This is a genomic window from Paracidovorax konjaci (assembly GCF_900112675.1).
Lineage (GTDB): Bacteria > Pseudomonadota > Gammaproteobacteria > Burkholderiales > Burkholderiaceae_C > Paracidovorax > Paracidovorax konjaci.
In genome coordinates this window covers 1-24,551 of sequence record NZ_FOMQ01000028.1, presented here as the reverse complement: position 1 = coordinate 24,551, position 24,551 = coordinate 1, and the positions used below count along the sequence as shown (strand labels likewise).

Below are 24,551 nucleotides of genomic sequence, written 5' to 3'. Positions count from 1 at the left end.
ATTGGGTGCGCGGTGCGTAGCACTCGCGCATCCCAGGCCGAGCGCAGCGATGGCCCGGGTACTCCCCACCCTTCTGGATGCGCCGAGGAGCACAGGGCGCGGGGCGCGCGGGCGTGCCGAAGGACACGCACGCTTCGTGAACTGACTGGCTGCGATGTCCGAGCGCAGCGCGCCAGCGCGTAGCGAGTTTCGCAGCCGCGCCCCGTGACCGAGCACCGCAGGTTGCCCCCTTCGCCCCTCGGGCGAAGGGGGACGCAGCCAGCAGGGTCGCCTTTCTTTTGGGTACTTTTCTTTGGCGAAGCAAAGAAAAGTGCCTCGGCCGCCGGGCCGAGACCCGGCCCCGGGAAACAAACCAAAAACAAAACTCCGCCACAGCGCAGAGCCGCAGAGCCGCAAAGCCCAACGCAACCACCAATCAACTACAAAAACAATAGCAAACTATCCAATAAACCCGCCGGCATGAAGCTCCCAGGACCCAAAAAGAAAAAGGGCGACCGAGGCCGCCCTTGAAAGAACACGTTGCTTCTTCTTGTGAAGTGAAGATCAGAGCTTCTGCGCCTGCATGAACCGATCGAACGTCCCTTCCGTGAACCGGAACCACGCGTTCTGGTCCGCCAGGAACTTGGAATAGTCCGAATACACCTTCTTCCACTCCGGATTGGTGTTGTTCAGATCCGCATAGATCTGCTGCGCCGACTTGAACGCCGCGTTCATCACGTCCTGCGTGAACGGACGCAGCTTCGTGCCCGAACCCACCAGCTGCTTGATCGCCACCGGGTTGCGCGCGTCGTACTTCGCCAGCATGGAGATGTTGGCGTGCGAGGCCGAGGCCTCCACCACGGCCTTGTACTCGGCTGGCAGGCCTTCCCAGGCCTTGGTGTTGATGTAGAAGTCGAGCTGCGGGCCGCCTTCCCACCAGCCGGGGTAGTAGTAGAACGGCGCGACCTTGTTGAAGCCCAGCTTCTGGTCGTCGTACGGGCCGACCCATTCCAGCGCGTCGATGGTGCCCTTCTCCAGCGCGGGGTACAGGTCGGCGCCGGGGATGGATTGCGGGATCACGCCGAAGGGCTCGAGCACCTTGCCCGCGAAGGGGTTGGTGCGGAACTTCAGGCCCTTCAGGTCGGCGACGGACTTGATCTCCTTGCGGAACCAGCCGCCCATTTGCGCGCCCGTGTTGCCGCCCGGCAGGTTGATGATGTTGTACTTGGCGTAGAAGTCGCGCATGAGCTTCAGGCCGTTGCCTTCGTACATCCATGCGTTCATCTGCCGCGCGTTCAGGCCGAAGGGCACGGCGCAGCCCAGGCAGAACGTCGGGTCCTTGCCGTAGAAGTAGTAGGGCGCCGTGTGGGCCATCTCGACCGAGGCGTTCTGCACGCCGTCCACCACGCCGAAGGCGGGCATCAGCTCGCCGCCCGCATGCACCGAGATCTGGAACTTGCCGCCCGTGGCTTCGCTGACCTTCTTGGAGAACACTTCCGCCGTGCCGTAGATGGTGTCCAGCGACTTGGGGAAGCTGGATGCAAGGCGCCAGCGGATGCTGGCCTGGGCGTGCACAGCGGGGGCTGCGCCGGCCGCGAGCACGCCGGCGATGCCCGCGTGCTTGAGGATGGAACGACGATCCATGGACTTATCTCCGGTAATGATTGCTTCGCTCGAGAGCGCTCGTGTGCGGGCGGCTGGGAGGGCCCCGGATCACGGAGCCGAGCGGCCCGCACGGACTGTTTCAGCCGGAAACGATTGTAGGAACGGCCCTCCGGGGGCCGTTGGGGGTTTTCCCGCGAAAGGAAAGGCGGGTGGGCGCGGGGTTCAGGCTTCTGCAAGCTTCGGCGCCCCGGCCAGGGCCGGCAGAACGGCCAACACCGCCGTGCAGGCGCTGGCGCGAGCGCGAGCGCCCGCACGTGCCGCTCCGGCCTATTCGCCCACCGGTCCGAAGCGCGCGGTGATGGACCGCACGAGGCCTTCCGCATCCAGGCCCTGCAGCGCGAGCAGCTTCGCGGGATCGCCGTGTTCGATGAAGGTATCCGGCAGGCCGAGCTGCAGCAGCGGCCGGGACACGCCGGCCGCGTTGAGCGCCTCGCCCACGGCGCTGCCCGCGCCGCCCATCACGGCGCCCTCTTCCACCGTCACGATGGCATCGTGCGTGGCCGCGATCTCCAGCAGCAGGGCCGTGTCGAGCGGCTTGGCCCAGCGCATGTTGGCCACCGTGGCGTTCAGCGCCTCGCCGGCCTGCAGGGCCGGGTAGAGCAGCGTGCCGAACGCCAGGATCGCGATGCGCCGGCCCGTGCGGCGCACTTCGCCCTTGCCGAAGGGCAGGCCCTCCAGGCCGGGCAGCGGGGCCACGCCCGCGCCGCTGCCGCGCGGGTAGCGCACGGCGACGGGGTGGTTCTGCTCGAACGCGGTGGACAGCAGTTGCCGGCACTCGCGCTCGTCCGCGGGGCAGGCGATGCTCATGTTGGGGATGCAGCGCACGAACGGGATGTCGTAGGCGCCCGCATGCGTGGCGCCGTCCGCGCCGACGAGGCCCGCACGGTCGAGCGCGAACACCACCGGCAGGTTCTGCAGCGCCACGTCGTGGATGAGCTGGTCGTAGGCGCGCTGCAGGAAGGTGGAATAGATCGCCACCACCGGCTTCACGCCCTCGCAGGCCATGCCGGCCGCGAAGGTGACGGCGTGCTGCTCGGCGATGCCCACGTCGTAGTAGCGGCCGGGGAAGCGCTTTTCGAACTCCACCATGCCCGAGCCCTCGCGCATCGCGGGCGTGATGCCGACGAGGCGGTCGTCCTGCGCGGCCATGTCGCAGAGCCACTGGCCGAAGACGTGGGTGAAGGTCTGCTTCGGGGGCGTGGAGGGCGGCGTGATGCCCACGCTGGGGTCGAACTTGCCCGGGCCGTGGTAGGCCACGGGGTCGGCCTCGGCGAGCTTATAGCCCTGCCCCTTCTTCGTGACCACGTGCAGGAACTGCGGCCCCTTCAGGCCCTTGATGTTTTCCAGCGTGGGGATGAGCGAGTCGAGGTCGTGCCCGTCGATGGGGCCGATGTAGTTGAAGCCGAACTTCTCGAACAGCGTGGCCGGCACCACCATGCCCTTGGCCTGCTGCTCGAAGCGCTTGGCCAGCTCCAGCAGCGGCGGCACGGGCTTGAGCACCGTCTTGCCGACGTTCTTGGCGGCCGCGTAGAAATGGCCGCTCATGAGCTGCGCGAGGTAGCGGTTGAGCGCGCCCACGGGCGGGCTGATGCTCATGTCGTTGTCGTTCAGGACCACGAGCAGGTTGGCATCGGCCACGCCCGCGTTGTTGAGTGCCTCGAAGGCCATGCCGGCCGTCATGGCGCCGTCGCCGATGATGGCCACCGCATGCCGGTCCTCGCCGCGCTGGCGCGCGGCCAGCGCCATGCCGAGCGCCGCCGAGATGCTGGTGCTGGAGTGCGCGGTGCCGAAGGTGTCGTACTCGCTCTCGGTGCGCAGCGGGAAGCCCGAGAGCCCGCCCAGTTGGCGCAGCGTGGGCATGCGCTCGCGCCGGCCCGTGAGGATCTTGTGCGGGTAGGTCTGGTGGCCCACGTCCCACACGAGGCGGTCGCGCGGCGTATCGAACACCGCATGCAGCGCCACGGTGAGTTCCACCGTGCCGAGGTTGGAACTCAGGTGCCCGCCCGTCTTGGAGACGCTGTCCAGCACGAAGGCGCGCAGCTCCACGGCCAGGTCTTTCAACTGGGCGCGCGACATGCGGCGCAGGTCGGCCGGTTCGTTCACGGTCTGCAGGAGGGGAAAGGATGTCGTGGGCATATGCTCTGATTTTGATAGCTGCCGAGGTCCATCGGGCGACGGCATGGGGCCGGATCCACCGGATTCCGGCACCCGGGCGGCGGGAAGTCCGGCGCATCCGCCGGCGGAGCGGACAGGGCGACGGCGTGGCGCATGGGGGTTTGCATGCGCCGCCACGCCCGCCAGTGTCAGCGCGAGCGGTCGATGACCATGTCGGCCAAGTCCGCCAGCGCACGCGTGCGCGGCAGGCCGCTGCCGCACAAGGCGGCGTGCGCCTCGTCGCGCAGCGCGGCGGCGTAGGCGCGCGCTCGGTCCAGGCCCAGCAACGAGACGTAGGTGGGTTTGTCGCTGGCGGCATCCTTGCCGGCGGTCTTGCCGAGCGTGGCGGAATCGGCCACCACGTCGAGCACGTCGTCCACCACCTGGAAGGCCAGGCCCAGCGCCGCGCCGTAGCGCGACAGCGCCTCCCAAGCGGCCGGCGCCACGGGCCCGCAGGCCGCGCCCATGAGCACGCTGGCCTGCAGCAGCGCCCCGGTCTTGAGCCGGTGCATGCGGCGCAGCTCGTCCTCGGTGAGCGCCAGCCCCACGCTCGCGAGGTCGATCGCCTGGCCGCCGGCCATGCCGTCGGCGCCCGCGGCACGCGCAAGCAGGCGGCAGAGCTGCGCCTGCACGGCGTCCGGCACCACGGCTTCGGGCGTGAGCAGCTCGAACGCCAGGGCCTGCAGCGCGTCGCCCGCCAGCAGCGCCTGCGCCTGCCCGTACTGCACGTGCACCGTGGGCTTGCCGCGGCGCAGCACGTCGTTGTCCATACAGGGCATGTCGTCGTGCACGAGGGAATAGGCGTGGATCAGTTCGACCGAGCAGGCGGCGCGCAGCGCGGCCTCCACGTGCCCGCCCACCGCCTCGGAGGCGGCCAGCACCAGCAGCGGCCGCAGGCGCTTGCCGGCGCCCAGCACGGCGTAGCGCATGGCATCGCCCAGGCCGCCGGGCGCATCGGCGGGCACCCAGGCGCCGAGGGCATCCTCCACGCGCTGCAGTGCCTGGGCGCTCCACGCAGAGAGGTCGAAGCCCGCCTCTTCGGCGAGCAGGGAAAACGAAGCGGTGCCCATCAGTCTTGCGTCCACGGTTGCAGCGTGCCGTTCTCCAGCACCTTGATCTGGTCCTGCACGGCCTCCAGCCGGCCGCGGCAGAACACCAGCAGCTCCGCGCCGCGCTGGTAGCCGGCCAGCATCTGCTCCAGCGGCAACTGGCCCGACTCGATGCGGCCCACCAGCTGCTCCAGCTCTTCCAGCGCGGCTTCGTAGCTGGCGGGTTCGGCGGGCTGGGGGGCGGGAGCGGTGGGAGAAGCCTTGGGCATGGAGGGCGGCGCCGGACAGCGCAGGTAAAACGGGCCATTTTAGGCGCAGCCCCCGATGCCCCTGCCGCGCCCACCCGCGCCCCCTGTCCCGCACGCGGCTGCGCCTTCTCGCGCAATACACGCATGCGGGGCGCGGAAATAACCCCATTGGCTACAATCCCATTTCTTTCGTCGAACCGGCTGTGGGTAATTTGCTCGGCCGGTTTCGTTTTTTCCACGTCCCCCGTGCGCACGCGCACCCTCCCTGTGGGGAGTCTTTAGGTCAGGTCACCCATGTCTGATTTAAGTCTTCAACTGCAGCAGGCCGCAAGCCAACTACCAGTTTCAAGCTATTTCGATGATGCGCTGTTCCGGCGCGAGCTGGACACCATCTTTCAGCGCGGGCCCCGCTACGTGGGGCACCAGCTGAGCGTGCCCGAGCCGGGCGATTACTACGCGCTGCCGCAGGAAGGACAGGGCCGCGCCCTGGTGCGCAACGCGCAGGGCGGGGTCGAACTGGTCTCCAACGTGTGCCGCCACCGGCAGGCCGTGATGCTCCAGGGCAGCGGCAACCTGCGCGGCAGCGGCAAGGGCCATGCGGCGGGCAACATCGTGTGCCCCCTGCACCGCTGGACCTATTCGCCCCAGGGCGAACTGCTGGGCGCGCCGCACTTCTCGCACGACCCGTGCCTTGACCTGAACAACTACGCGCTGCGCGAGTGGAACGGCCTCCTCTTCGAGGACAACGGCCGCGACATCGCCGCCGACCTGGCCGGCATGGGCCCGGTGGCCGAGTTGTCGTTCGAGGGCTACGTGCGCGACAAGGTCGAGCTGCACGAGTGCAACTACAACTGGAAGACCTTCATCGAGGTCTATCTGGAGGACTACCACGTGGGCCCGTTCCATCCGGGCCTGGGCAACTTCGTCACCTGCGACGACCTGCGCTGGGAGTTCCAGAAGCACTACTCCGTGCAGACTGTGGGGGTGGCCTCCACCTTCGCCAAGCCGGGCTCGGATGTCTACCGCAAGTGGCACGAGGTGCTGCTGAACTACCGCGAAGGCCGCATGCCCGAGCGCGGCGCGATCTGGCTCACCTACTACCCCCACATCATGGTGGAGTGGTATCCGCACGTGCTCACGGTCTCCACGCTGCACCCGGTCAGCCCGACGAAGACGCTCAACATGGTGGAGTTCTACTACCCCGAGGAAATCGCGGCCTTCGAGCGCGAATTCGTCGAAGCGCAGCAGGCGGCCTACATGGAAACCTGCATCGAGGACGACGAGATCGGCGAGCGCATGGATGCCGGCCGCAAGGCGCTGCTGGAACGCGGCGACAACGAGGTCGGCCCCTACCAGAGCCCCATGGAGGACGGTATGCAGCACTTCCACGAGTGGTACCGCGACGCCATGGGAGACGCCGTACCGCAGCGCTGAAACAAGGGTTTCGACGCAGGGCCGCGCCGCCCTGCCCCATCATCCTGCCGAGCCGGCCCGGGAGTCCCTCCCCGGCCGGCTTTCTCATGCCCGCCGCATCTCCCTTGACCGCAAAACTGCGTACGCAAAGAACGCTTCCCCGCGCACCGCGGGCCATGCGGAGAATGAATGCGCCCTATAGCGGCCGATATTCGATCCCGGCATATATGACGCCGATGCATGGCCGACACATATTGGCGCATAACCAAAAATGACGCCATCCCATCGATAAACATACGCATGGGAAACTCCGGGGAAATACCCATGACCCCACCCTAGAATCGCCGGCAGCAATAAAAGAATATTGCGCGGCGATTATCGATTTCGCCCGCGTGCACCAGGAGACACCACCCACCATTCAAGGGAAATCCTCGTGCAACTGCAACGCCATATCGGCAGCCGCGAACTGCTGGCCTTCTATATCTCTTCCGTGGCCGGCGCCGGGGTGCTGATCATCCCGGGCATCGCAGCCCAGATCGCAGGCCCCGCCTCGGTGGTGGCCTGGGCCCTGCTGGCGCTCGTCACGGCCCCCGTGGCGGTCTGCTTCGCCAAAATGGCCATGCTGGCGCCCGAGAGCGGCGGCGTTCCCGCCTTCATCGAAAAATCGCTCCACCCGCGCCTCGGAAAAACCCTTTCGCTGCTGCTCACCCTCTCGATCGTGGTGAGCGATCCCATCATGGGATTGGCCGCGGCGCATTATCTCCATTCGCTGCTGCATTTCGACCGGCAATGGATTCCCCTGGTGGGTTATGTATTCCTGCTGGCCGCGTTGGGATTCAATGCCATGGGCATGAAAATCGGCGGAAAAATCCAATCCGCCGCGGTGTTCATTCTCGTGGCCGGGCTCATCGCGATCATCGCCATCGCCCTGCCCCAGGGCAGCGCCGACACCATGACGCCCTTCATGCCGCAGGGCTTCGCTTCCATCGGCAGCGCCATGGTGGTGTGCTTCTTCGCCTTCCTGGGGTGGGAGAACGTCTCCTCCATCGCCGGCGAGGTCCGCGACCCCGAGCGCACCTTCCGCCGCGTCATTCCCTGGGCCGTGCTGATCGTGAGCGGCCTCTACGGGTTGATCGCGCTGACCTACGTGTCCGTCGTGCCGGCGGCCGAACGCGCCACGGCGCCCACAGTCCTCACGCCCATCCTGCGCATCGCGGTGGGCGAGCCGGCAGCCGCAGTGGGCAGCGCGGTGGCGATCGTTCTGCTGCTCCTGGCGGTCAATTCGTGGGTGATGGGTGCTTCGCGGCAGATCTTCTCGCTGGCCCGCAAGGGCCTGCTGCCGAGCGCACTGGGCCGCTGGAGCGCACCGCAGGGCGCCCCGCGCAACGCGCTCGCCGTGCTGGCCGTCATCTATGGCGTGTTCACGCTGTGCCTCACGTTCTTCCACATCCCCGAAGAGGGCCTGATCCAGTTCGCCAATGCGAATTTCATCGTGATCTACCTATTCGCGTTCGGCACGGCGCTCAAGGTCTTCCGCTCGGCCCGCATGCGCGCCTGCGCCTGGATCGCCATCCTCGCGAGCGCCGCACTGGTGCCCCTGCTGGGCAAGATGGTGCTGATTTCACTCGGCATCGCCGCCGTGCTGTTCATCGGGCTGGCATGGCGCGAAAACCACCTGGCGCGCCGTCCACCTGCGGCCGCTGTCATGCCGAGGCTGCGCTAGGGCCGTCAGGAATTTCTTTGCGGTGTTTCCGGGCAATGGCCCGCCCTTGGCCTAACATCGGACGAGGCGCCCACCCGCTCCATGCCGGTATCCCTACCGGCACGCCAGGACCCGCAGGGTGCCGCGCTCCGGCACCGCAACCACCGATTCCCTTCTTCCGCTTTCGCCCTACGCCCCCATGCAAGCTCTCTGGATGGTCCTGGCCGCTTTTCTGTTCGCGACCATGGGAGTGTGCGTGAAGCTCGCTTCGGCCCATTTCAATGCCGCCGAACTGGTGTGCTACCGGGGCCTCATCGGCATGGCGATCCTCTGGGCGCTGGCACGGCGCCAGGGCGTGGGATTGGGCACCCGCTACCCCGGCATGCATGCATGGCGCAGCCTGATCGGCGTGGCGTCACTGGGCGCGTGGTTCTACGCCATCGCCCACCTGCCGCTCGCCACCGCCATGACGCTCAACTACATGAGCAGCGTCTGGATCGCCGCGTTCATCGTGGGCGGCGCGCTGCTGGCGTGGCGGCCCGCCGCGGGAGCGGTACGGCCGCCGCTGCAGGCCCCGCTGGTCATGGCCGTGCTCGCGGGCTTCGCGGGCGTGGTGATGATGCTGCGCCCCAGCCTGGACGCCAACCAGATGTTCGCCGGGCTCATCGGCCTGCTCTCGGGCCTGTCCGCCGCATTCGCGTACATGCAGGTGATGGCGCTGTCGCGCATCGGCGAGCCGGAGACGCGCACGGTGTTCTATTTCGCGGTGGGCTCGGCCGTGGCCGGCGGCGGGGCGATGCTGCTCACGGGCACGTCGCCCTGGCCGGGCTGGCCCGCGCTGTGGCTGCTGCCCATCGGCATCCTCGCGGCCGGCGGCCAGCTCTGCATGACCCGTGCCTATGCACGGGCCCGCACGCCGCGCGGCACGCTCGTGGTCGCCAACCTGCAGTACTCGGGCATCGTGTTCGCGGCGCTCTACAGCGTGCAGCTCTTCGGCGACGACATCCCCGCCATCGGCTGGGCGGGCATGGCGCTGATCGTGGGCAGCGGCATCGTGGCGACGGTGCTGCGCGCCCGCGCCGCGCCCGGAGCCCCGGCCGAGGAGCATTGAGAGACCGCGCTTGCGTCCTGCGGCATGCGCCGACGCCGCGGGCCCGCCCGTGCGCTGCACAATGGCCCCGCCGGCAACGCCCTGGAACGGCTTGCCGCGCGTCCGTCCCTTTGGCTTTCATTTCCCTGACCGCACCATGGCCTACACCACCCTCATCTCCGCCCAAGAACTGAAGGCATTGCGCGCGAGCGGCGCTCCCGTGATGGTCTTCGATTGCACCTTCGATCTGTCGCAGCCTTCGCGCGGCGCGCAGCAGTACCTCGAATCGCACATCCCCGGCGCGGTGTACGCGCACCTCGACGAGGCGCTGAGCGCCAAGCACGGCGCGCCCGGCGCGGGCGGCATGCTGGTAGCCACAGAAGGCGATGGCCCGGCCTCGGGCGGCCGCCACCCGCTGCCCAACCGCGAGCGCTTTGCCACCTGGCTCTCGTCCGTCGGTTTTTCGAACGGCATGCAGGCCGTGGTGTATGACCGCAATGGCGCCAATTACTGCGGCCGCCTCTGGTGGATGCTGCAGTGGGCCGGGCACGAAGCCGTGGCCGTGCTGGACGGCGGCCTGCAGGCCTGGGAGGAAGCCGGTGGCGAGGTCGCGACCGGCGAGGAGCCCGCGCACTTCCAGGCCAATTTCGCGGTGGGCGAGCCGCTGCAGCGCCTAGCCACCGCGGCCGACGTGCAGGCCGCCCTCGGCCAACCCGGCCAGACGGTGGTGGATGCCCGCGCCCCGGCGCGCTACCGCGGCGAGGTGGAGCCGCTCGACCCCGTGGCCGGCCACATCCCCGGCGCGCTCAACCGGCCCTTCACCGAGAACATCGGCCCCGATGGGCGCTTCAAGCCCGCCGCGCAGCTGCGCGCGGAGTTCGACGCCCTGCTCGCAGGCCGCGATCCCGCCACCGTGGTGCACCAGTGCGGCAGCGGCGTGAGCGCCGTGCCCAACCTGCTCGCGATGCAGCTCGCGGGGCTGGGCGGGAGCACGCTCTTCGCCGGCAGCTGGAGCGAATGGTGCAGCGACGCGGCGCGCCCGGTGGAACGCGGCTGAGGCGCGTGTCCCTGCCTGCGCCCGGTGCCCTGCGCGCCGCTCCGGCGCGCGCCCGGGCCACCGCCCCTCTCCGATGAAAACGGCATAACCTAGTCCGGAAATCTTCGATCCCACGGGGAAAACCCGTCGCCAGAATGGCTGCAGCACCGCCCGCCCTGCCCCCCGGCAGCACCGCGTGGCGGCACCCGCAGCCCGAGGATCGAACGATGACCGTCCCCCTTTCCCGCCGCCGCCTGATCGCGGCCGCAGCCACCGCCGCTTCGCTGGGCCTGGCCGCGCTCTCCCCGGCCCTCGCGGCCGACAAGCTGCGCATCGGCGTGGTGCCCGGCGCCTACGCCGATTCCGTCAACGTGGCCGCCAAGGAGGCGCGCGCGCAGGGCCTGCAGGTCGAGGTGATCGAGTTCACCGACTGGACCACGCCCAACGTGGCGCTGAACGCGGGCGACATCGACATCAATTACTTTCAGCACCAGCCCTTCCTGACCAACGCGATCAAGAAGCAGGGCTTCAAGCTCGCGAGCGCGGGCACCGGCATCCTCGCCAACGTGGGCCTCTACTCCCTCAAGCACAAGAAGGTCGAGGACGTGCCCACGGGCGGCAAGGTGGGCATCGCCAACGACCCGGTGAACCAGGGCCGCGGGCTGCTGCTCCTGCAGAAGGTGGGGCTCATCAAGCTGAAGCCGGACGTAGGCTACCTCGGCACGCTGAACGACATCGCAGAGAACCCCAAGAAGCTCACCTTCGTGGAGGTCGAAGGGCCGCAGCTCGTGCGCATCACGCCCGACGTGGACATCGCGCAGGGCTACCCGCATTTCATCGTGGCGGCCAAGGCCTTCGATCCGTCCAGCGGCCTCGCCTACTCGGGCATCGAGGACGCGCAGTTCGCGATCCAGTTCGTGGTGCGGCAGGACCGCGTGAACGACCCGCTGGTGCAGCGCTTCGTGCGCATCTACCAGAATTCGCAGGCCGTGAAGGGCGAGACGCGGCGCGCGTTCTCGAACGATGAGCGCCTCTACACGCTGGCCTGGACCCGTTCATGAAAGCGGATGCCCTGACGATGGCGGCACCCGCCTCCCCCGCACGGCGGCACCTGCTGCGCGGCGTCGCAGGCCTCGGGCTGGCCCTGGGCCTTGCGGCCGGCGCCCACGCGCAGAGCGTGGTGCGCGTGGCCTCCACGCCGGGCGTGACCTCCGATGCCGTGCAGGCGCTCGTCGAAGAGGGCCGGCGCAACGGGCTGGACATCCGGCTCGTGGAGTTCACCGACTGGACGCTCCCCAACGAAGCGGTGAACCACGGCGACGCCGACCTCAATTTCTTCCAGCACCAGGCGTTCCTGGACAACGCCATCAAGGAGCGCGGCTACCGGCTGCAGGTCATCGGCCTGGGCCTGCTGCAGAACATCGGCCTCTATTCGGACCGGCACGCCTCGATCGATGCGCTGCCGCGCGGCGCCAAGGTGTCCCTTCCCAACGACCCCGTGAACCAGGGGCGCGGGCTGCTGCTCCTGCAGAAGGCCGGGCTCGTCAAGCTGCGCCAGGGCACCGCCGCGGGCGCGCGGCTGGACGACGTGGTCGAGAACCCGAAGGGCCTGAAGTTCTTCGAGATCGAAGGGCCGCAGCTGATCCATTCGCTGCGCGACGTGGACCTGGCCGTCGTCTGGCCCAGCTACTTCGTCAACGCCGGGCGCAAGGAGCAGGCGGGCAAGGGGTTGCTGTACTCGGGCATCGACGACACCTTCTACGCCATGGGCTTCGTGGCCCGCACCGACCGGGCGCAGGACCCCGCGCTGCGCAAGTTCGTCACGCTGTTCCAGCAGTCGGCCACGGTGCGCCAGACGATCAGCGACCGCTTCGGCGGCAACCAGAACCTCTACACGCTGCCCTGGCAGCGCTGACCCCGGGAGTGCACCGCATGGCCTATTCCTCCGTGCTGCGCCGCAGTCCGGCCTCGCTGCCGCAGGCCCCTGCGGCAGCCCGCACCGCCGCGCCCCCCCGGCCGCAGCCTTCACACGGCACTGCGGCGCAAAGCCCCCTGCCGGCAGGCGCCGGCTCCGTCGCGCTGCGCGGCGTCGGCAAGGTGTACGCCTCGCCCGCGGGCGAGGTGGCCGCCCTGGAAGGCATCGACCTGGACATCCCGGCCGGCAGCATCTTCGGCATCATCGGCCGCAGCGGTGCCGGCAAGTCGAGCCTGCTGCGCACCATCAACCGGCTGGAGAACCCCACCAGCGGGCAGGTGCTGGTGGACGGCGTGGACATCGGCACGCTCGACGAAGACGCGCTGGTGGGCCTGCGCCGGCGCATCGGCATGATCTTCCAGCACTTCAACCTGCTGTCGGCCAAGACGGTGTTCGACAACATCGCGCTGCCGCTGCGCGTGGCGGGCGTCCGACCGGCGGAAGTCACGCAGCGGGTGCACGAACTGCTGGCGCTCGTGGGCCTGGAGGACAAGCACCGCGCGTACCCGGGCCGGCTCTCGGGCGGGCAGAAGCAGCGCGTGGGCATTGCCCGCGCGCTGGCCACGCACCCGGAGATCCTGCTGTGCGACGAGGCCACCTCGGCGCTCGATCCCGAGACCACGCATTCCATCCTGCAACTGCTGCGCGGCATCAACCGCCGCCTCGGGATCACGGTGATCCTCATCACCCACGAGATGAGCGTGATCCGGGAGATCGCCGACCAGGTGCTGGTGCTGGAGCAGGGCCGCATCGCGGAGCTGGGCCCCGTGTGGCAGGTGTTCGGCGCGCCCCGGCACGATGCCACGCGCGCCCTGCTGGCCCCGCTGCGCCAGGGTCTGCCCGACGACCTGCGCGCGCGGCTGCACGCGCAGCCGCCCGAAGGGGCGCACGAGCGCATCCTGCAACTGGGCTACAGCGGCGAAGGCGGCCTGGAGCCCGACCTGGCCCGCATCGCGCAGGCCCTGCCGCCCGGCGTGCGGCTGCTGCACGGCGGCGTGGACCGCATCCAGGGCCATGCGCAGGGCCACCTGCTGCTGGCGGTGGGCAGCGGCGGCCCGCTGCCCGACTTCGCCGCGCTGACGCACGGCCCCGGCGCCATCGCGCACTCCATCGAGGTGATCGGCCATGCCGCCGCCGAGGCGGCAGTGCCTCCCGACCTTCCAGACCACGCAACCGTATGAGCCTGAGCCTGTCCCTGTCCATTCCCCCCGAGCGCTACGGCCAGGCGCTGGCCGATACCCTGCTGATGGTGGGCGTCTCCGGCACGGCCGCCTTCCTGGCGGGCATTCCGCTCGCCGTGCTGCTGATCGTGACCGCGCCGGGCGGCTTCCTCGCGTCGCCGCGCGTGCACCGCGTGGCCGGCAGCGTGGTCAACGGCTTCCGGGCCACGCCCTTCATCGTGCTGCTGGTGGCGCTGATCCCGTTCACGCGCATCGTGGCGGGCACCACCATCGGCGTGTGGGCGGCCATCGTGCCGCTGTCCATCAGCGCCACGCCGTTCTTCGCGCGCATCGCCGAGGTCAGCCTGCGCGAGGTGGATAAGGGCCTCATCGAGGCCGCGCAGGCCATGGGCTGCCGCAAGTGGCACATCGTGCGGCACGTCTACCTGCCCGAGGCGCTGCCCGGCATCGTGGGCGGCTTCACGATCACGCTGGTGGCGCTGATCGGCGCCTCGGCCATGGCCGGCGCCGTGGGCGCGGGCGGCCTGGGCGACCTCGCGATCCGCTACGGCTACCAGCGCTTCGACACGCAGGTGATGGTGATCGTCATCGCGGTGCTGATCGCGCTGGTCACGGTGGTGCAGTCCACCGGCGACGCCTTCGTGCGCAGGCTGCGCTCCCGCTGATACCCCGCCCTGGCCCCGATCCCTCCCCCGCCGGACCCGCACCGCATGGCATCCCATCCCCTCGACGACCTTTCCGCCGGCGGCCGGCTCCCGCTGCCGCCGCGCCCGCCCCACCGCATCGCCAGCGAGGCCGAGGCACTGGACGTGGCGCGCGCCCTGGCCCGGGATTTCCGGCAGGAGGCGGCCGTGCGCGACCGCGAGCGCCGCCTGCCGTGGGACGAGATCGAGCGCCACACGGCCAGCGGCCTGGGCGCCATCAGCGTGCCGCGCGCCTATGGCGGGCTGGGCGCGTCGTTCCGCACGCTCATGGAGGTGTTCGCCATCCTGTGCGCGGCCGACGCCTCGCTCGGGCAGATCCCGCAGAACCACTACGCGCTGGTCCGGCACCTGGTGGAGTTCGGCAGCGAATCGCAGCGCCGGCGGTTCTTCGCCGACGTGCTGGCAGGCCACCGCCTGGGCAACGCCGGGCCGGAGCGCAAGGCGCGCGCCGCGCTGGTGAACCAGGCCACCGCGCGCGTCGAGCGCGATGCGCAGGGCGTGCTGCGCGCCAGCGGAACGCGCCACTACTCCACCGGCGCGATGTTCGCCCACTGGATGCCGTTCCGCGCCGTGGACGCGCTGGACCGGCCCGTGCAGGTCTGGGTGCGCCGCACGGCGCCCGGCGTGCGCGTGATCGACGACTGGGACGCCTTCGGCCAGCGCACCACCGCCAGCGGCAGCGTGGTGCTGGAGAACGTCCCCGTCGGCGACGACGACGTGGTCGCGCTGCACGCGGGACAGGACCGGCCGACGCTGGCCGGCCCGTTCTCGCAACTGCTGCAGGCCTCCATCGACCTGGGGATCGCCGAAGGCGCGCTGGACGATGCCCTGGCCTATGTGCGCGACAAGACCCGCCCCTGGATCGATTCGGGCCTGGAGCATGCCCACGACGACCCGCACATCCTGCACGAGGTGGGCGCGCTGGCCATCGACGTACACGCCGCGCGCGAGGTGCTGGCCGAAGCCGCGGACCTGCTGGATGCGCTCGCGCAGCGCCAGATCACGGATGCGGACAGTGCCGAGGCCTCGGTGGCGGTGGCGCGCGCCAAGGTGCTGACCACCGAAGCCGCGCTGCGCGCCGGCGAACACCTGCTGGAGCTGGCCGGCACCTCCTCGGTGCGCGCCGCGCACAACCTGGACCGCCACTGGCGCAACGCCCGCGTGCACACGCTGCACGACCCCGTGCGCTGGAAATACCACCTGATCGGCCGCTTCGTCCTGAACGGCGAGGCTCCGCGCCGCCACCAGTGGAATTAGCGCGCCCACCGGCTTGACGCACACCTGCACCCCGCACCGACGCCCCCGCCACCCCATGACCGCCAACAGTCCGCAAGAACAGCACTCCCTCCACCAGGCCCACGCGGCCCTGCCGACGCCCCCGCCGCCTCAGCCGGCACGGCGCCCGCCCGTGCTGGCCACGCCCGCGGCCACGCTCGCCGCCGCCCGCGCGCTGGCGGATGCCTGGGCCCCGCAGGCCCTGGTGCGCGACCGCGAGCGCCGGCTGCCCTGGGCCGAGATCGAGGACTACAGCGCCAGCGGCCTCTGGGGCATCACCGTGCCGCAGGCCCATGGCGGGCCGGGCGCGGACGCCTGGACGCTGGCCCAGGCCATCGCCACCGTCTCCGCGGCCGACGGTTCGCTGGGCCACATCCCGCAGAACCATTTCTATGCGCTCGAAGTGCTGCGCGTGGGCGGCAGCGCCGCGCAGCAGCGCTTCTTCTACGGCCGCGTGCTGGAGGGCGAACGCTTCGGCAACGCGCTCTCCGAGACCGGGCACCGCGACTACCGGCGCCGCACCCGCCTCGAACGCGCGGGTGGCGGCTGGGTGCTGCAGGGGCACAAGTTCTACTGCACCGGCGCGCTCTTCGCGCACTGGATTCCCACGCAGGCCATGCAGCAGCGGGACGACGGCAGCGAGGCGAGCGTCATCGTCTTCGTGCCGCGCGGCGCGCCGGGCGTGACGGTGGAGGACGACTGGGACGGCATGGGCCAGCGCGTGACCGGCAGCGGATCGGTGCGGCTGGAGGGCGTGCGCGTGGAGCCCGAGTGGATCGTGCCGTTCCAGGCCAGCTTCGACCGGCCCACCCCCATCGGCCCGTTCGCGCAGATCATGCACGCGGCCATCGACCTGGGGATCGGCGAAGGCGCGCTGCAGGCCACGCTGCCCTTCCTGCGCACCCGCGCGCGCCCCTGGATCGACGCGCAGGTCGAGCGTGCCGCCGACGATCCGCTCACGCTGCATGCCGTGGGCGACGTGGACGTGCGCCTGCACGCGGCCCGCGCGCTGCTGCGGCGCGCGGGCCGCTTCGTCGATGCCGCGCAGCAGGCGCCCGGTGAAGACTCCGTGGCCGCCGCCTCGGTGGCGGTGGCCGAGGCGCGCGCCCTCGCGCACCGCGCCGGCCTGCTGGCGGCCAACAAGCTGCTGGAGCTGGGCGGCACGTCGGCCACCACGGCCGAGCACGGGTTCGACCGGTACTGGCGCAACGTGCGCACGCACACCCTGCACGACCCCGTGCGCTGGAAGTACCACGCCGTGGGCAACTACGTGCTGAACGGCATCCGCCCGCCGCGGCACGGAGCGCTGTGATGGGCCGCCCGCCCCGCACCCGGCCCATCGTCCTCAACGCGTTCAACATGAACTCGGTGGGGCACATCAACCACGGCCTCTGGACGCACCCGCGCGACCGGTCGAGCCAATACCACACGCTGGAGTACTGGACCGACCTCTCGCGCGAGCTGGAGCGCGGCCTGTTCGACGGCCTCTTCATCGCCGACATCGTGGGCGTGTACGACACCTACCAGCAGTCGGCCGACGTGACCCTGCGCGAATCGGTGCAGTTGCCGATCAACGATCCGCTGCTGGTCGTGCCCGCCATGGCCGCCGTGACGCGGCACCTGGGCTTCGGCGTCACCGTCAACCTGAGCTACGAGCAGCCCTACCTGCTGGCACGGCGCTTCTCCACGCTGGACCACCTCACACGCGGGCGCGTGGGGTGGAACATCGTCACCGGCTACCTCGACTCGGCCGCGCGGGCCATGGGCGCCCCGCAGCAACTCGCGCACGACGAGCGCTACGACCGGGCCGACGAGTTCATGGAAGTGCTCTACCAGCTCTGGGAAGGCAGCTGGGAGGACGGCGCCGTGCTGCGCGACCGGGCGCGGCGCATCTATGCCGACCCGGCGCGCGTGCACCCGGTGCGCCACCACGGCCGCCACTACCGGGTGGAGGGCTACCACCTTGCCGAGCCCTCGCCGCAGCGCACGCCCGTGCTCTTCCAGGCCGGCAGCTCCGGTCGGGGGCTGCGCTTCGCCGCGCGCCACGCGGAGTGCGTGTTCATGTCCACCCAGGACAAGGCCGAGACGCGGGCCCTGGTGCGGGCGCTGCGGGAGGAGGTGGTGCGCGCCGGCCGCCAGCCGCACGACGTGCAGGTGCTGGTCGGCCTCACCGCCGTGGCCGGCGCCACGCGCCGCGAGGCCGAGGAGAAATACCAGGACTACTGCCGCCATGCCAGCCCCGAGGCGGCCCTCGCGCACCTGTCGGCCGGCTCGGGGATCGACTTCTCCACCTACCGGCGGGACACCCCGCTGGTCGGGCAGCACAAGAGCAACGGCATGGAGAACAGCCTGCGGCGCCTGACCAACGGCCGCCCGCACTACACGCTGGGCGACCTCGTCGAGGAACTGGCCCTGGGAGGGCGCTACGCGACCGTGGTCGGCACGCCGCAGAAGATCGCCGACGAGATGCAGTCGTGGGTGGACGAGGCGGACGTGGACGGCTTCAACCTCGCGCGCACGGTGGTGCCGGAGAGCTACACCGACTTCATCGACCTCGTCGTGCCCGAACTGCAGGAGCGCGGCCTGCACAAGACCGCCTACGCCGACGGCACGCTGCGCCACAAGCTGGCCGGCCGCGGCGACCGGCTGGCCCTGCCCCACCCCGGGGCCGGCTTCCAGCGCGCCGCCGGACAGGCGGCCTCGGTCCGGGCCGCCTGACGGCCTCGGAGGCCGCCCGGCCCGCCTTCGCGCGGCCGGGTGGCGCCATCCGGGCCCCGAGAACCCGGTTCAGCCCGTCCGGCGCAAAAGATTCCACTCCAGCAGACATCGCCCCGCCGTCCACAGCCGCGTTGCGTGCGCGCCGCCCGCGCAGCACGCTCCGCTGGGGAGGAGAGCCGCCCGCCTCTGGCGCGCTTGTAAGGCAAATTCCTACAAATGCGGCGTGCCGGCGAGACACGACGCACATCCAAACCCCGACTTAATTTCCGATTGGACCGAATTCACAATCCATTTCAACGGATCACGACACACCGGCAGAACGCCAGGGGCCTCGGGATCTGGTAATGGAAAAGGATTGCACCATGACCTCGGAACAACTTCTCGCCGAAATCCGCGAAGCCAACCTCACCTACCTGATGCTGGCCCAGACCCTGATCCGTCAGGACAAGGCCGAAGCCGTGTTCCGTCTGGGCATCAACGAAGACGCCGCCGACATCCTCGCGTCCCTCTCGGCCGCGCAGGTGCTCAAGCTGGCCTCCCGCAACACCCTGCTGTGCAGCTTCCGCGTGGACGACAACCTCGTCTGGAGCCTGCTCACCAACCACAACACCCCCAAGAAGGTCGGCAACGAAGCCACCAACACGCTGCACGCCAACATCCTGATGGCCAGCCGCGTCTCCGAAGTGCTCTGAGCGGCCGCCCGCCGCTCCCGCTTCCCGCCTTCTTCCCGTCCACCTGCCCCGAAAGACCGCCATGACCGCAGCCGCCGCCCCCGCCAAGAGCGTCCTCAACGAGTCCAAGCAGATCGAACGCGCCGCCATGCTGATCCAGATGGGCGCGCGCATGCAGGTGCTGGAATCGGAGACGACCCTCTCGTACGAGCGCCTGATCCGGCTCTACAAGGAAATCGCGGGCAAGTCGCCGTCCAAGGGCCAATTGCCCTTTTCGACCGACTGGTTCCTGACGTGGCAGGAAAACATCCACAGCTCGCTGTTCCTGAACATCTACGAATACCTCTCCAAGGGCGTGAGCCTGGATTCGGTGGAACTGCTGACCAAGGCCTACCGCCTCTACAGCGAACAGGTGGCCACCGCCGAGATCGAGCCGCTGCTGTCCTTCACGCGCGCCTGGCGCCTCATCAAGTTCGTGGACGCCGGCATGCTCACCCGCACCGAATGCTCCACCTGCGGCGGCCGCTTCGTGACCGAGCTATACGAGAACGCCCGCAACTACACCTGCGGCCTGTGCAACCCGCCCGCCCGCGCCGGCAAGAGCAAGTCGGCCGGCGCCCTGATGCTGCACTGATCCTGGACTCGGCATCGGATTGCCTCCATGCCGCCGCAAACATTGAATTCTTTGCTATATATTCAATAGCAAAAAACATCCCCCTTGCCCGGCCCCGTGCCGGGTCTTTTTTTTCCCCGGCACGCCGCGAGCCGCCCCTTGGCGCTCAGCGCATCGACAACAGGATGCGCACGTTGTCGTCCACCGGCAGCACGTAGTCGTGCGCGGCGATGACGGCGTTGCCTTCGGGCGCCACGAGCTTCAGGCCCACGAACACCGACTGCGCCGTGGCGGCATAGGTGCCCACGACCACGGCCTGCGCCGACTGCGCGCGGCTCGCCTCGCGCACCTCGCGCGTCAGCAGCAGCTCGCCCTGGCCCGGCACCATCGCCAGGCTCTGGCGCATCTTGAGTTCGGTCACGCGCACGCCGCGCTGCACCAGCCGCCCGGCGATCTGCTCGGAGCACAGCCGGCCCAGGCGCGACGATTCCTCCAGCCGGTCGATGTGCACCAGCGTGCCCACCAGCACGGGCTGGCGCGGGTCGAGCTGCGGCGCCTGCTGCAGCAGCGCGTCGGTGGCCGCGTAGTTGGCTTCCAGCAGGGCCTGCGCGGGCGAACTGCCCAGGCCCAGCGCGGCCAGCGCGCCGCCACCGCCGCCGGCCGGCGCGGCGGCCTGCCCGTAGTAGTAGCGCGCGCAGCCGGGCAGCAGCACGGCCGCCGCGCCCGCCAGGCCGGCGCGCAGCCAGGTGCGGCGGGGCGAAGCGGTTTCGGCCATCGGGATCGGGCCGCTCATGGGGATACCACCTGCCAGGTCTTCACCGCCACGGGCGGCGGGCCCACGGGCGCGGCCGGCGCGGGCAGGTAGAGCGCGGCATCGGCCTGGTCGATGAAATACACGTCGCTCGTGCGGGCCAGGTAGCGGTCTTCGCTTTCCAGCGAGGTCGTGACCAGGATCTCGGTACGGGCGGGCCCGCGTGCCAGCGCCTGCCGGCCCGGCACGGGGCGGCCGGCCTCGGCGGGGCTGGTGGCCGCGGCGGCGGGTGCCCACGCATAGTCGCCGTTTTCCATCGACGCATCGCGGGCCACCCTCACGCCCTCGCCCAGCAGCACGGGGCGCGCCCCGTCGCCCGGCGGCGCCACGTGCTGCACCACCTGCACGCCCACGGACAGCCGCACGCCCGTGGGCTGGGTGGCCAGGGTCAGGCCGCGTTCCACGAGGTGGGTGGCCAGCAGCGTGCGGAAGCCGGTGCCGAAGCCGCCGTCCTCGCCCGCCCCGGCGGCCGGCACGACGTGGATGGGGTGCGATCCCGCGGGCCATTCCCGCAGCTTGGCGGCCGTGCGGGCCGCCACGTCGGCGGCGAGCACGTCCCAGTGGTGGACGGCGCGCGCGGTCTTCTGCTCCGAAGGGGCGTGCGCCCGGGGCTGGGGCAGGTCCGGCGGCGCGGCGCAGCCCGCGAGGGCGGCAGCGCACAGCAGCGCGGCCGCCAGGGCCGGCCGGGGCCGGTGGACAGCAGGGGACGGCGGGGGTCCCGCATCGGTGGTCATGCGCGCGTGCCTTTCCTCGGATTGCATGGCCTGCATGCTAGCGGCCGGGCGCCGGCGGCATGGCCCGAACAGCGGCGGTTTCTCCATCTACTTGTGCGGCGGCAGCGCCGCACCGATGCGCGCGCCGGGTCCCCGCCTACGCGGAAAGGGGCACGCGCCGCGCCACAATCCGCGCATGCAGACTTCCGCCCCCCTCCTGGTTCCGCTCCCTCCCGCCTCCGCCGCACCGCCGGCGGCGGAGGCCCCACCTCCCCCTGCCGGCGATCCGCCGCCCGAGCCCGTGCCGGCCGGCGACCCGCCGCCCCCGGCCGAGCCGCCGGTGCGCGAGCCGCCCGCCCCGGCCCCCGCGCCGGCCGATCCGCCGCCCCCGCCCATGGAAGCCGCCGACATCCCGCGCGTGATCCTCCACATGCCGGTGGACGTGCGCAACGTCTCGCTCGCCCTGCTCGCCCTCTTCGCCGCCCTGGCGCTGCTGCACTGGGCGAGCGCGGTATTCATTCCCCTCATGCTGAGCGTGCTGCTCACCATGGCCCTGCAACCGCTCGTGACCGCACTGCGGCGCTGGTACATCCCGCGCTGGCTCGGTGCCGGCGTGCTGCTGATGGGCATCGTCGGCGGGCTCGGGGGCGCGGCCTGGTCGCTCTCCGACGGCGCGGCCGAACTGGTCGATTCCCTGCCCGTGGCCGCGCGCAAGGTGCGCGACGCCATGCGCCTCAACGCCCTCGGCCCCAGCCCCCTCGACACCATGCAGAAGGCCGCCAGCCAGATCGAGCAGGCCGCCACCGAGAGCATCCCCCCGCAGACACGGCGCGGCGTGCAGCGCGTGGTGATCGAGCGGCCCCCGTTCAACATCCGCGACTACGTGTGGACCGGCACCGTGGGCCTCGTCTCGGCCGCGGGCCAGCTCACCGTGGTCGTGTTCCTCACCTTCTTCTCGCTCGCCTCGGGCAACCTGTTCCGCCGCAAGCTCGTGCGCATCGCGGGCCAGAGCCTGGAGCGCCGCAAGATCACCATGGAAGTGCTGGACGACATCACCGCCCAGATCCAGCGCTACATGCTGGTGCAGGCCGGCACCAGCGTGCTGGTGGGGGTCGGCACCGGCATCGCCTACGCCCTGCTCGGCCTGGAGAACGCCATCGTCTGGGGCGTGGTGGCGGGCGTGCTCAACCTCGCGCCCTACATCGGCTCCATCGTCGTCACGGGCGCTTCGGCGCTCGTGGCCTTCCTGCAGTTCGGCACCGTGGACATGGCGCTGGCCATCGGCGGCGCATCGCTGCTGATCCACACCCTGGTGGGCAACCTGCTCACGCCCTGGCTCACCAGCCGCACGAGCCGCATGAGCCCCGTGGCGGTGTTCGTGAGCGTGCTCGCCTGGGGCTGGCTCTGGGGCCTGTGGGGCGTGCTGCTCGGCATCCCCGTGATGATGGTGGTCAAGGCCGTGTGCGACCGCGTGGAAGACCTGCGGCCCGTGGGAGAACTCCTGGGGGATTGAGCGAGCGGACGCCGCGCTACCCCAGCAACAGCGATTTCTCCCGAGCCGGCAGGGTGGATTGCTCGATGGCACTGCGGTAGGCGTGGAGGGCCTGCCGGGCGTCGTGTGACCGCGCTTGCGCCAGCAGTTCACCGGCCGGCAGCCCGGCCCCCAGCACGTAGGCCTTCTCTCGCGCATGCATGGGGGAGGCCAGCACCGCCTCGACATAGGCGGCCACCCGGTCCGCCGCGTTGTCCCGCAGGGCCTGGGCCAGGCACGGGCCACCGCCGTCATGCGGGGTACACAGCAGGACGCACCGCGTGCGGGAGGGCACGTCCAGTTGCGCGATCCGGTCCACCAGCACCTGGATGTTGTCCGCCCGGCCCGTGCGCATTCCCTGGCCCAGCGCCGTGCGGCCTTCCGCCCCACGGACACCCAGCAGCCCCGCCCGGTGGTGGTCATTCAGTTGGGGATGCCTGTCCAGCCCGTCGAGGTAGGCCTGCACCGTTTCGGGCTCGGCGGATCTAAGCGCCAGCGCCAGGCCCAGTTGGCCGTCGGCAAGCCGCGGCGTCAGCAGGCGCACCGTTGCCGCGAGAGGCAATGGGCTCGAGGCGACCAGATCGATGTACGCGCCCACCGCCGCGGCCGAGCTCCTTTCCAGGGCCTTGCTGATCCCCGAGAGCCCCATGCAGGAGCGCCCCTCCAGCACGCGCTCGGCCGCCTCGGGGTCGCGCCGGGCCAGTTGGGCGATCCGGGGCGCGATGTCGCGCAGCGTGCCCGCCATGTTGGTGGTCAGGAGCTGGTGGATCACCCCCGCATCCACGGGCGGTGTCGGTCCGGCCAACCGCCTTTGGGTGCCGCCGTGCGGGGCCGGAGGCAGCGCCTCCAGGTCGCCGGGCGGCAACGCGACCATCAGCACGGCGGACTCGTTGCCGAAGTAATGCTTGGCCAACGCATCTTCGACCAGGTCCTCCACCCGCAGGGCCTCCACATGGGCGAGGTCGTGGCTGGCCACCCGCTTGTGGTTCGCCGTGATGTTGGGGTCGTAGAAATTGGCGACAAAGCGCGGCCCCTCCGCCCCCTGCTTGACCTTGAGCTCCAGCGCCATGGCATGGCCGCCCGAGCAGAAGAGGAATTGCTTGGCCGCGGGCGCGCCGGCGGACGCCATCGCCTTCAATTGCCCGGCCGCGAATCGGCCGATATCCTCCAGCGCCGCCATGTGCACTTCGGGCGCGTGGGTCATCAGGATTTCGTAGAGCGCATTGGCCTGCGGCTGCACGCTCCTGGCGATCGCTGGCACCGAGCTGAAATCGGCATAGTCCGGCTTGCCGGCCCCGGCCGCCTGCATGACCCAGGTCAGCGCGAGATGGCGGCATTCGATCACCATGCCGGGCCACCCCCAACCGCTCGGGTAAGGCACCAAGAGATTGAGGCAGTCCAATGAACGGTCCGGTTTCTGCGAGTGGTAAGGCACCGGCTTGGGCATCGGGCGATGGGCCCCGGGCATCGGTGCACGGGGCGCACGGCCGCCGTTCGCCGGCACCCGGCCGGAAACCCGCTGCGCCAGGCCTGCCGGCCCCCTCGCGGACGGGGCCGACCCGGCTGCCGTGCCAGCGCCCGGGCCGCCGGTGTCCGGCGAAGGCTGCGGGCGTGCCGAAGCCGAATGGACGGGACGGTGGATTTTGAGTTCTGTCATGGGACTGCCTCCGGTGCCTTCCTGCGCAAAGCCTACGGATCCGATCGTGCCGTCCGCCGTCCCTGCAGGGCAGGTATGCGGGCGAACGGTCGTGGCGGTGTGCGAAGCGCGCAGACGCGGTGGGCCGTGCCTGCCGCCGAGCGCCGGGGGCGTTGTCTTGCAGCGGCAGCGGCGCGGCTTCTCGGATCTGAGGCCGATCGATTGATTTCGCGGTCTGGGCTCTGCGGCTCTGCGGCTCAGCGGCTCTGCGCTGTGGCGGAGTTTTGTTTTTTGTTTGTTTCCCGGGGCCGGGTCTCGGCCCGGCGGCCGAGGCACTTTTCTTTGCTTCGCCAAAGAAAAGTACCCAAAAGAAAGGCGACCCTGCTG

Annotated in this window: 21 protein-coding genes; 14 read left to right on the top strand and 7 right to left on the bottom strand. The window is 70.3% G+C overall.

The genetic code is table 11. From position 1 onward, the window contains the following. Positions 1-543: 543 nt before the first annotated feature. From BM144_RS22280 to xseB, 4 genes are all read right to left on the bottom strand, one after another. Complete coding sequence (locus BM144_RS22280; RefSeq protein WP_092957879.1) at positions 544-1,623, bottom strand: TRAP transporter substrate-binding protein; 1,080 nt, start codon at positions 1,621-1,623, stop codon at positions 544-546. Positions 1,624-1,911: 288 nt separating this feature from the next. Then, a complete protein-coding gene (gene dxs / locus BM144_RS22275; RefSeq protein WP_092957876.1) occupies positions 1,912-3,780 on the bottom strand; it encodes a 1-deoxy-D-xylulose-5-phosphate synthase in 1,869 nt (622 codons plus the stop codon). 167 nt (positions 3,781-3,947) lie between these two features. Further along, positions 3,948-4,868, bottom strand: coding sequence for a polyprenyl synthetase family protein (locus BM144_RS22270; protein WP_092957873.1), 921 nt, complete (start codon positions 4,866-4,868; stop codon positions 3,948-3,950). Next, positions 4,868-5,116 (bottom strand): exodeoxyribonuclease VII small subunit, encoded by a 249-nt coding sequence (xseB, locus tag BM144_RS22265; protein ID WP_092957870.1) that lies wholly within the window; start codon positions 5,114-5,116, stop codon positions 4,868-4,870. Before xseB ends, BM144_RS22270 begins: the two co-directional genes overlap by 1 nt. A 273-nt stretch (positions 5,117-5,389) precedes the next feature. Between xseB and BM144_RS22260 the strand changes: the two genes are divergently transcribed. From BM144_RS22260 to flhC, 13 genes are all read left to right on the top strand, one after another. Then, positions 5,390-6,529, top strand: coding sequence for an aromatic ring-hydroxylating oxygenase subunit alpha (locus BM144_RS22260; protein ID WP_092957867.1), 1,140 nt, complete (start codon positions 5,390-5,392; stop codon positions 6,527-6,529). Positions 6,530-6,941: 412 nt separating this feature from the next. After that, positions 6,942-8,231, top strand: coding sequence for an APC family permease (locus BM144_RS22255; RefSeq protein WP_175526110.1), 1,290 nt, complete (start codon positions 6,942-6,944; stop codon positions 8,229-8,231). Positions 8,232-8,409: 178 nt separating this feature from the next. Continuing rightward, positions 8,410-9,321, top strand: a complete 912-nt coding sequence (locus BM144_RS22250) for a DMT family transporter (RefSeq protein WP_092957861.1) — start codon at positions 8,410-8,412, stop codon at positions 9,319-9,321. Positions 9,322-9,457: 136 nt separating this feature from the next. Then, positions 9,458-10,357 carry a sulfurtransferase gene (locus BM144_RS22245; protein ID WP_092957858.1) on the top strand — a complete coding sequence of 300 codons (900 nt, stop codon included), beginning with the start codon at positions 9,458-9,460 and terminating at the stop codon, positions 10,355-10,357. A 206-nt stretch (positions 10,358-10,563) separates the two neighbouring features. Next, positions 10,564-11,397, top strand: a complete 834-nt coding sequence (locus BM144_RS22240; protein WP_092957894.1) for a MetQ/NlpA family ABC transporter substrate-binding protein — start codon at positions 10,564-10,566, stop codon at positions 11,395-11,397. After that, positions 11,394-12,251 (top strand): MetQ/NlpA family ABC transporter substrate-binding protein, encoded by an 858-nt coding sequence (locus BM144_RS22235; RefSeq protein ID WP_245783771.1) that lies wholly within the window; start codon positions 11,394-11,396, stop codon positions 12,249-12,251. The genes BM144_RS22240 and BM144_RS22235 overlap by 4 nt, the downstream gene beginning before the upstream one ends. 17 nt (positions 12,252-12,268) lie before the next feature. Beyond that, complete coding sequence (locus tag BM144_RS22230; protein ID WP_092957855.1) at positions 12,269-13,492, top strand: methionine ABC transporter ATP-binding protein; 1,224 nt, start codon at positions 12,269-12,271, stop codon at positions 13,490-13,492. Then, a complete protein-coding gene (locus BM144_RS22225) occupies positions 13,489-14,157 on the top strand; it encodes a methionine ABC transporter permease (RefSeq protein WP_217644365.1) in 669 nt (222 codons plus the stop codon). The genes BM144_RS22230 and BM144_RS22225 overlap by 4 nt, the downstream gene beginning before the upstream one ends. 45 nt (positions 14,158-14,202) lie before the next feature. Next, the gene (locus tag BM144_RS22220) at positions 14,203-15,453 is read left to right on the top strand and encodes an SfnB family sulfur acquisition oxidoreductase (protein WP_092957852.1); all 1,251 of its coding nucleotides are present in this window, start codon (positions 14,203-14,205) and stop codon (positions 15,451-15,453) included. A 55-nt stretch (positions 15,454-15,508) separates the two neighbouring features. Next, entirely contained in the window at positions 15,509-16,783 is a 1,275-nt protein-coding gene (locus BM144_RS22215; RefSeq protein WP_092957850.1) for an SfnB family sulfur acquisition oxidoreductase, read from the top strand. Then, a complete protein-coding gene (locus BM144_RS22210; protein WP_092957847.1) occupies positions 16,783-18,189 on the top strand; it encodes an LLM class flavin-dependent oxidoreductase in 1,407 nt (468 codons plus the stop codon). Before BM144_RS22215 ends, BM144_RS22210 begins: the two co-directional genes overlap by 1 nt. A 362-nt stretch (positions 18,190-18,551) precedes the next feature. Next, on the top strand, positions 18,552-18,881 hold the full coding sequence (gene flhD, locus BM144_RS22205) for a flagellar transcriptional regulator FlhD (RefSeq protein ID WP_013595547.1): 330 nt from the start codon (positions 18,552-18,554) through the stop codon (positions 18,879-18,881). A gap of 61 nt (positions 18,882-18,942) precedes the next feature. Next, positions 18,943-19,494, top strand: a complete 552-nt coding sequence (gene flhC / locus BM144_RS22200; RefSeq protein WP_092957844.1) for a flagellar transcriptional regulator FlhC — start codon at positions 18,943-18,945, stop codon at positions 19,492-19,494. A 145-nt stretch (positions 19,495-19,639) separates the two neighbouring features. On the opposite strand, the gene BM144_RS22195 is transcribed toward flhC, so the two are convergent. Together BM144_RS22195 and BM144_RS22190 are read right to left on the bottom strand one after the other, a co-directional pair. Beyond that, positions 19,640-20,266 carry a FlgO family outer membrane protein gene (locus BM144_RS22195; RefSeq protein WP_245783770.1) on the bottom strand — a complete coding sequence of 209 codons (627 nt, stop codon included), beginning with the start codon at positions 20,264-20,266 and terminating at the stop codon, positions 19,640-19,642. Next, positions 20,263-21,018 (bottom strand): hypothetical protein, encoded by a 756-nt coding sequence (locus BM144_RS22190; RefSeq protein WP_092957885.1) that lies wholly within the window; start codon positions 21,016-21,018, stop codon positions 20,263-20,265. The genes BM144_RS22195 and BM144_RS22190 overlap by 4 nt, the downstream gene beginning before the upstream one ends. A 175-nt stretch (positions 21,019-21,193) precedes the next feature. Between BM144_RS22190 and BM144_RS22185 the strand changes: the two genes are divergently transcribed. Further along, positions 21,194-22,510 (top strand): AI-2E family transporter, encoded by a 1,317-nt coding sequence (locus BM144_RS22185; protein ID WP_092957882.1) that lies wholly within the window; start codon positions 21,194-21,196, stop codon positions 22,508-22,510. Between the two features lie 16 nt (positions 22,511-22,526). On the opposite strand, the gene BM144_RS23670 is transcribed toward BM144_RS22185, so the two are convergent. Then, entirely contained in the window at positions 22,527-23,975 is a 1,449-nt protein-coding gene (locus tag BM144_RS23670) for a ShET2/EspL2 family type III secretion system effector toxin (RefSeq protein ID WP_175526109.1), read from the bottom strand. Positions 23,976-24,551 lie beyond the last annotated feature (576 nt).

Bases quoted from the DNA above. Each gene is read 5' to 3' on its own strand.
- BM144_RS22280 (WP_092957879.1), bottom strand. From the start codon at position 1,623: ATGGATCGTCGTTCCATCCTCAAGCACGCGGGCATCGCCGGCGTGCTC.
- dxs (WP_092957876.1), bottom strand. From the start codon at position 3,780: ATGCCCACGACATCCTTTCCCCTCCTGCAGACCGTGAACGAACCGGCC.
- BM144_RS22270 (WP_092957873.1), bottom strand. From the start codon at position 4,868: ATGGGCACCGCTTCGTTTTCCCTGCTCGCCGAAGAGGCGGGCTTCGAC.
- xseB (WP_092957870.1), bottom strand. From the start codon at position 5,116: ATGCCCAAGGCTTCTCCCACCGCTCCCGCCCCCCAGCCCGCCGAACCC.
- BM144_RS22260 (WP_092957867.1), top strand. From the start codon at position 5,390: ATGTCTGATTTAAGTCTTCAACTGCAGCAGGCCGCAAGCCAACTACCA.
- BM144_RS22250 (WP_092957861.1), top strand. From the start codon at position 8,410: ATGCAAGCTCTCTGGATGGTCCTGGCCGCTTTTCTGTTCGCGACCATG.
- BM144_RS22245 (WP_092957858.1), top strand. From the start codon at position 9,458: ATGGCCTACACCACCCTCATCTCCGCCCAAGAACTGAAGGCATTGCGC.
- BM144_RS22240 (WP_092957894.1), top strand. From the start codon at position 10,564: ATGACCGTCCCCCTTTCCCGCCGCCGCCTGATCGCGGCCGCAGCCACC.
- BM144_RS22235 (WP_245783771.1), top strand. From the start codon at position 11,394: ATGAAAGCGGATGCCCTGACGATGGCGGCACCCGCCTCCCCCGCACGG.
- BM144_RS22230 (WP_092957855.1), top strand. From the start codon at position 12,269: ATGGCCTATTCCTCCGTGCTGCGCCGCAGTCCGGCCTCGCTGCCGCAG.
- BM144_RS22225 (WP_217644365.1), top strand. From the start codon at position 13,489: ATGAGCCTGAGCCTGTCCCTGTCCATTCCCCCCGAGCGCTACGGCCAG.
- BM144_RS22220 (WP_092957852.1), top strand. From the start codon at position 14,203: ATGGCATCCCATCCCCTCGACGACCTTTCCGCCGGCGGCCGGCTCCCG.
- BM144_RS22215 (WP_092957850.1), top strand. From the start codon at position 15,509: ATGACCGCCAACAGTCCGCAAGAACAGCACTCCCTCCACCAGGCCCAC.
- BM144_RS22210 (WP_092957847.1), top strand. From the start codon at position 16,783: ATGGGCCGCCCGCCCCGCACCCGGCCCATCGTCCTCAACGCGTTCAAC.
- flhD (WP_013595547.1), top strand. From the start codon at position 18,552: ATGACCTCGGAACAACTTCTCGCCGAAATCCGCGAAGCCAACCTCACC.
- flhC (WP_092957844.1), top strand. From the start codon at position 18,943: ATGACCGCAGCCGCCGCCCCCGCCAAGAGCGTCCTCAACGAGTCCAAG.
- BM144_RS22195 (WP_245783770.1), bottom strand. From the start codon at position 20,266: ATGAGCGGCCCGATCCCGATGGCCGAAACCGCTTCGCCCCGCCGCACC.
- BM144_RS22190 (WP_092957885.1), bottom strand. From the start codon at position 21,018: ATGACCACCGATGCGGGACCCCCGCCGTCCCCTGCTGTCCACCGGCCC.
- BM144_RS22185 (WP_092957882.1), top strand. From the start codon at position 21,194: ATGCAGACTTCCGCCCCCCTCCTGGTTCCGCTCCCTCCCGCCTCCGCC.
- BM144_RS23670 (WP_175526109.1), bottom strand. From the start codon at position 23,975: ATGCCCAAGCCGGTGCCTTACCACTCGCAGAAACCGGACCGTTCATTG.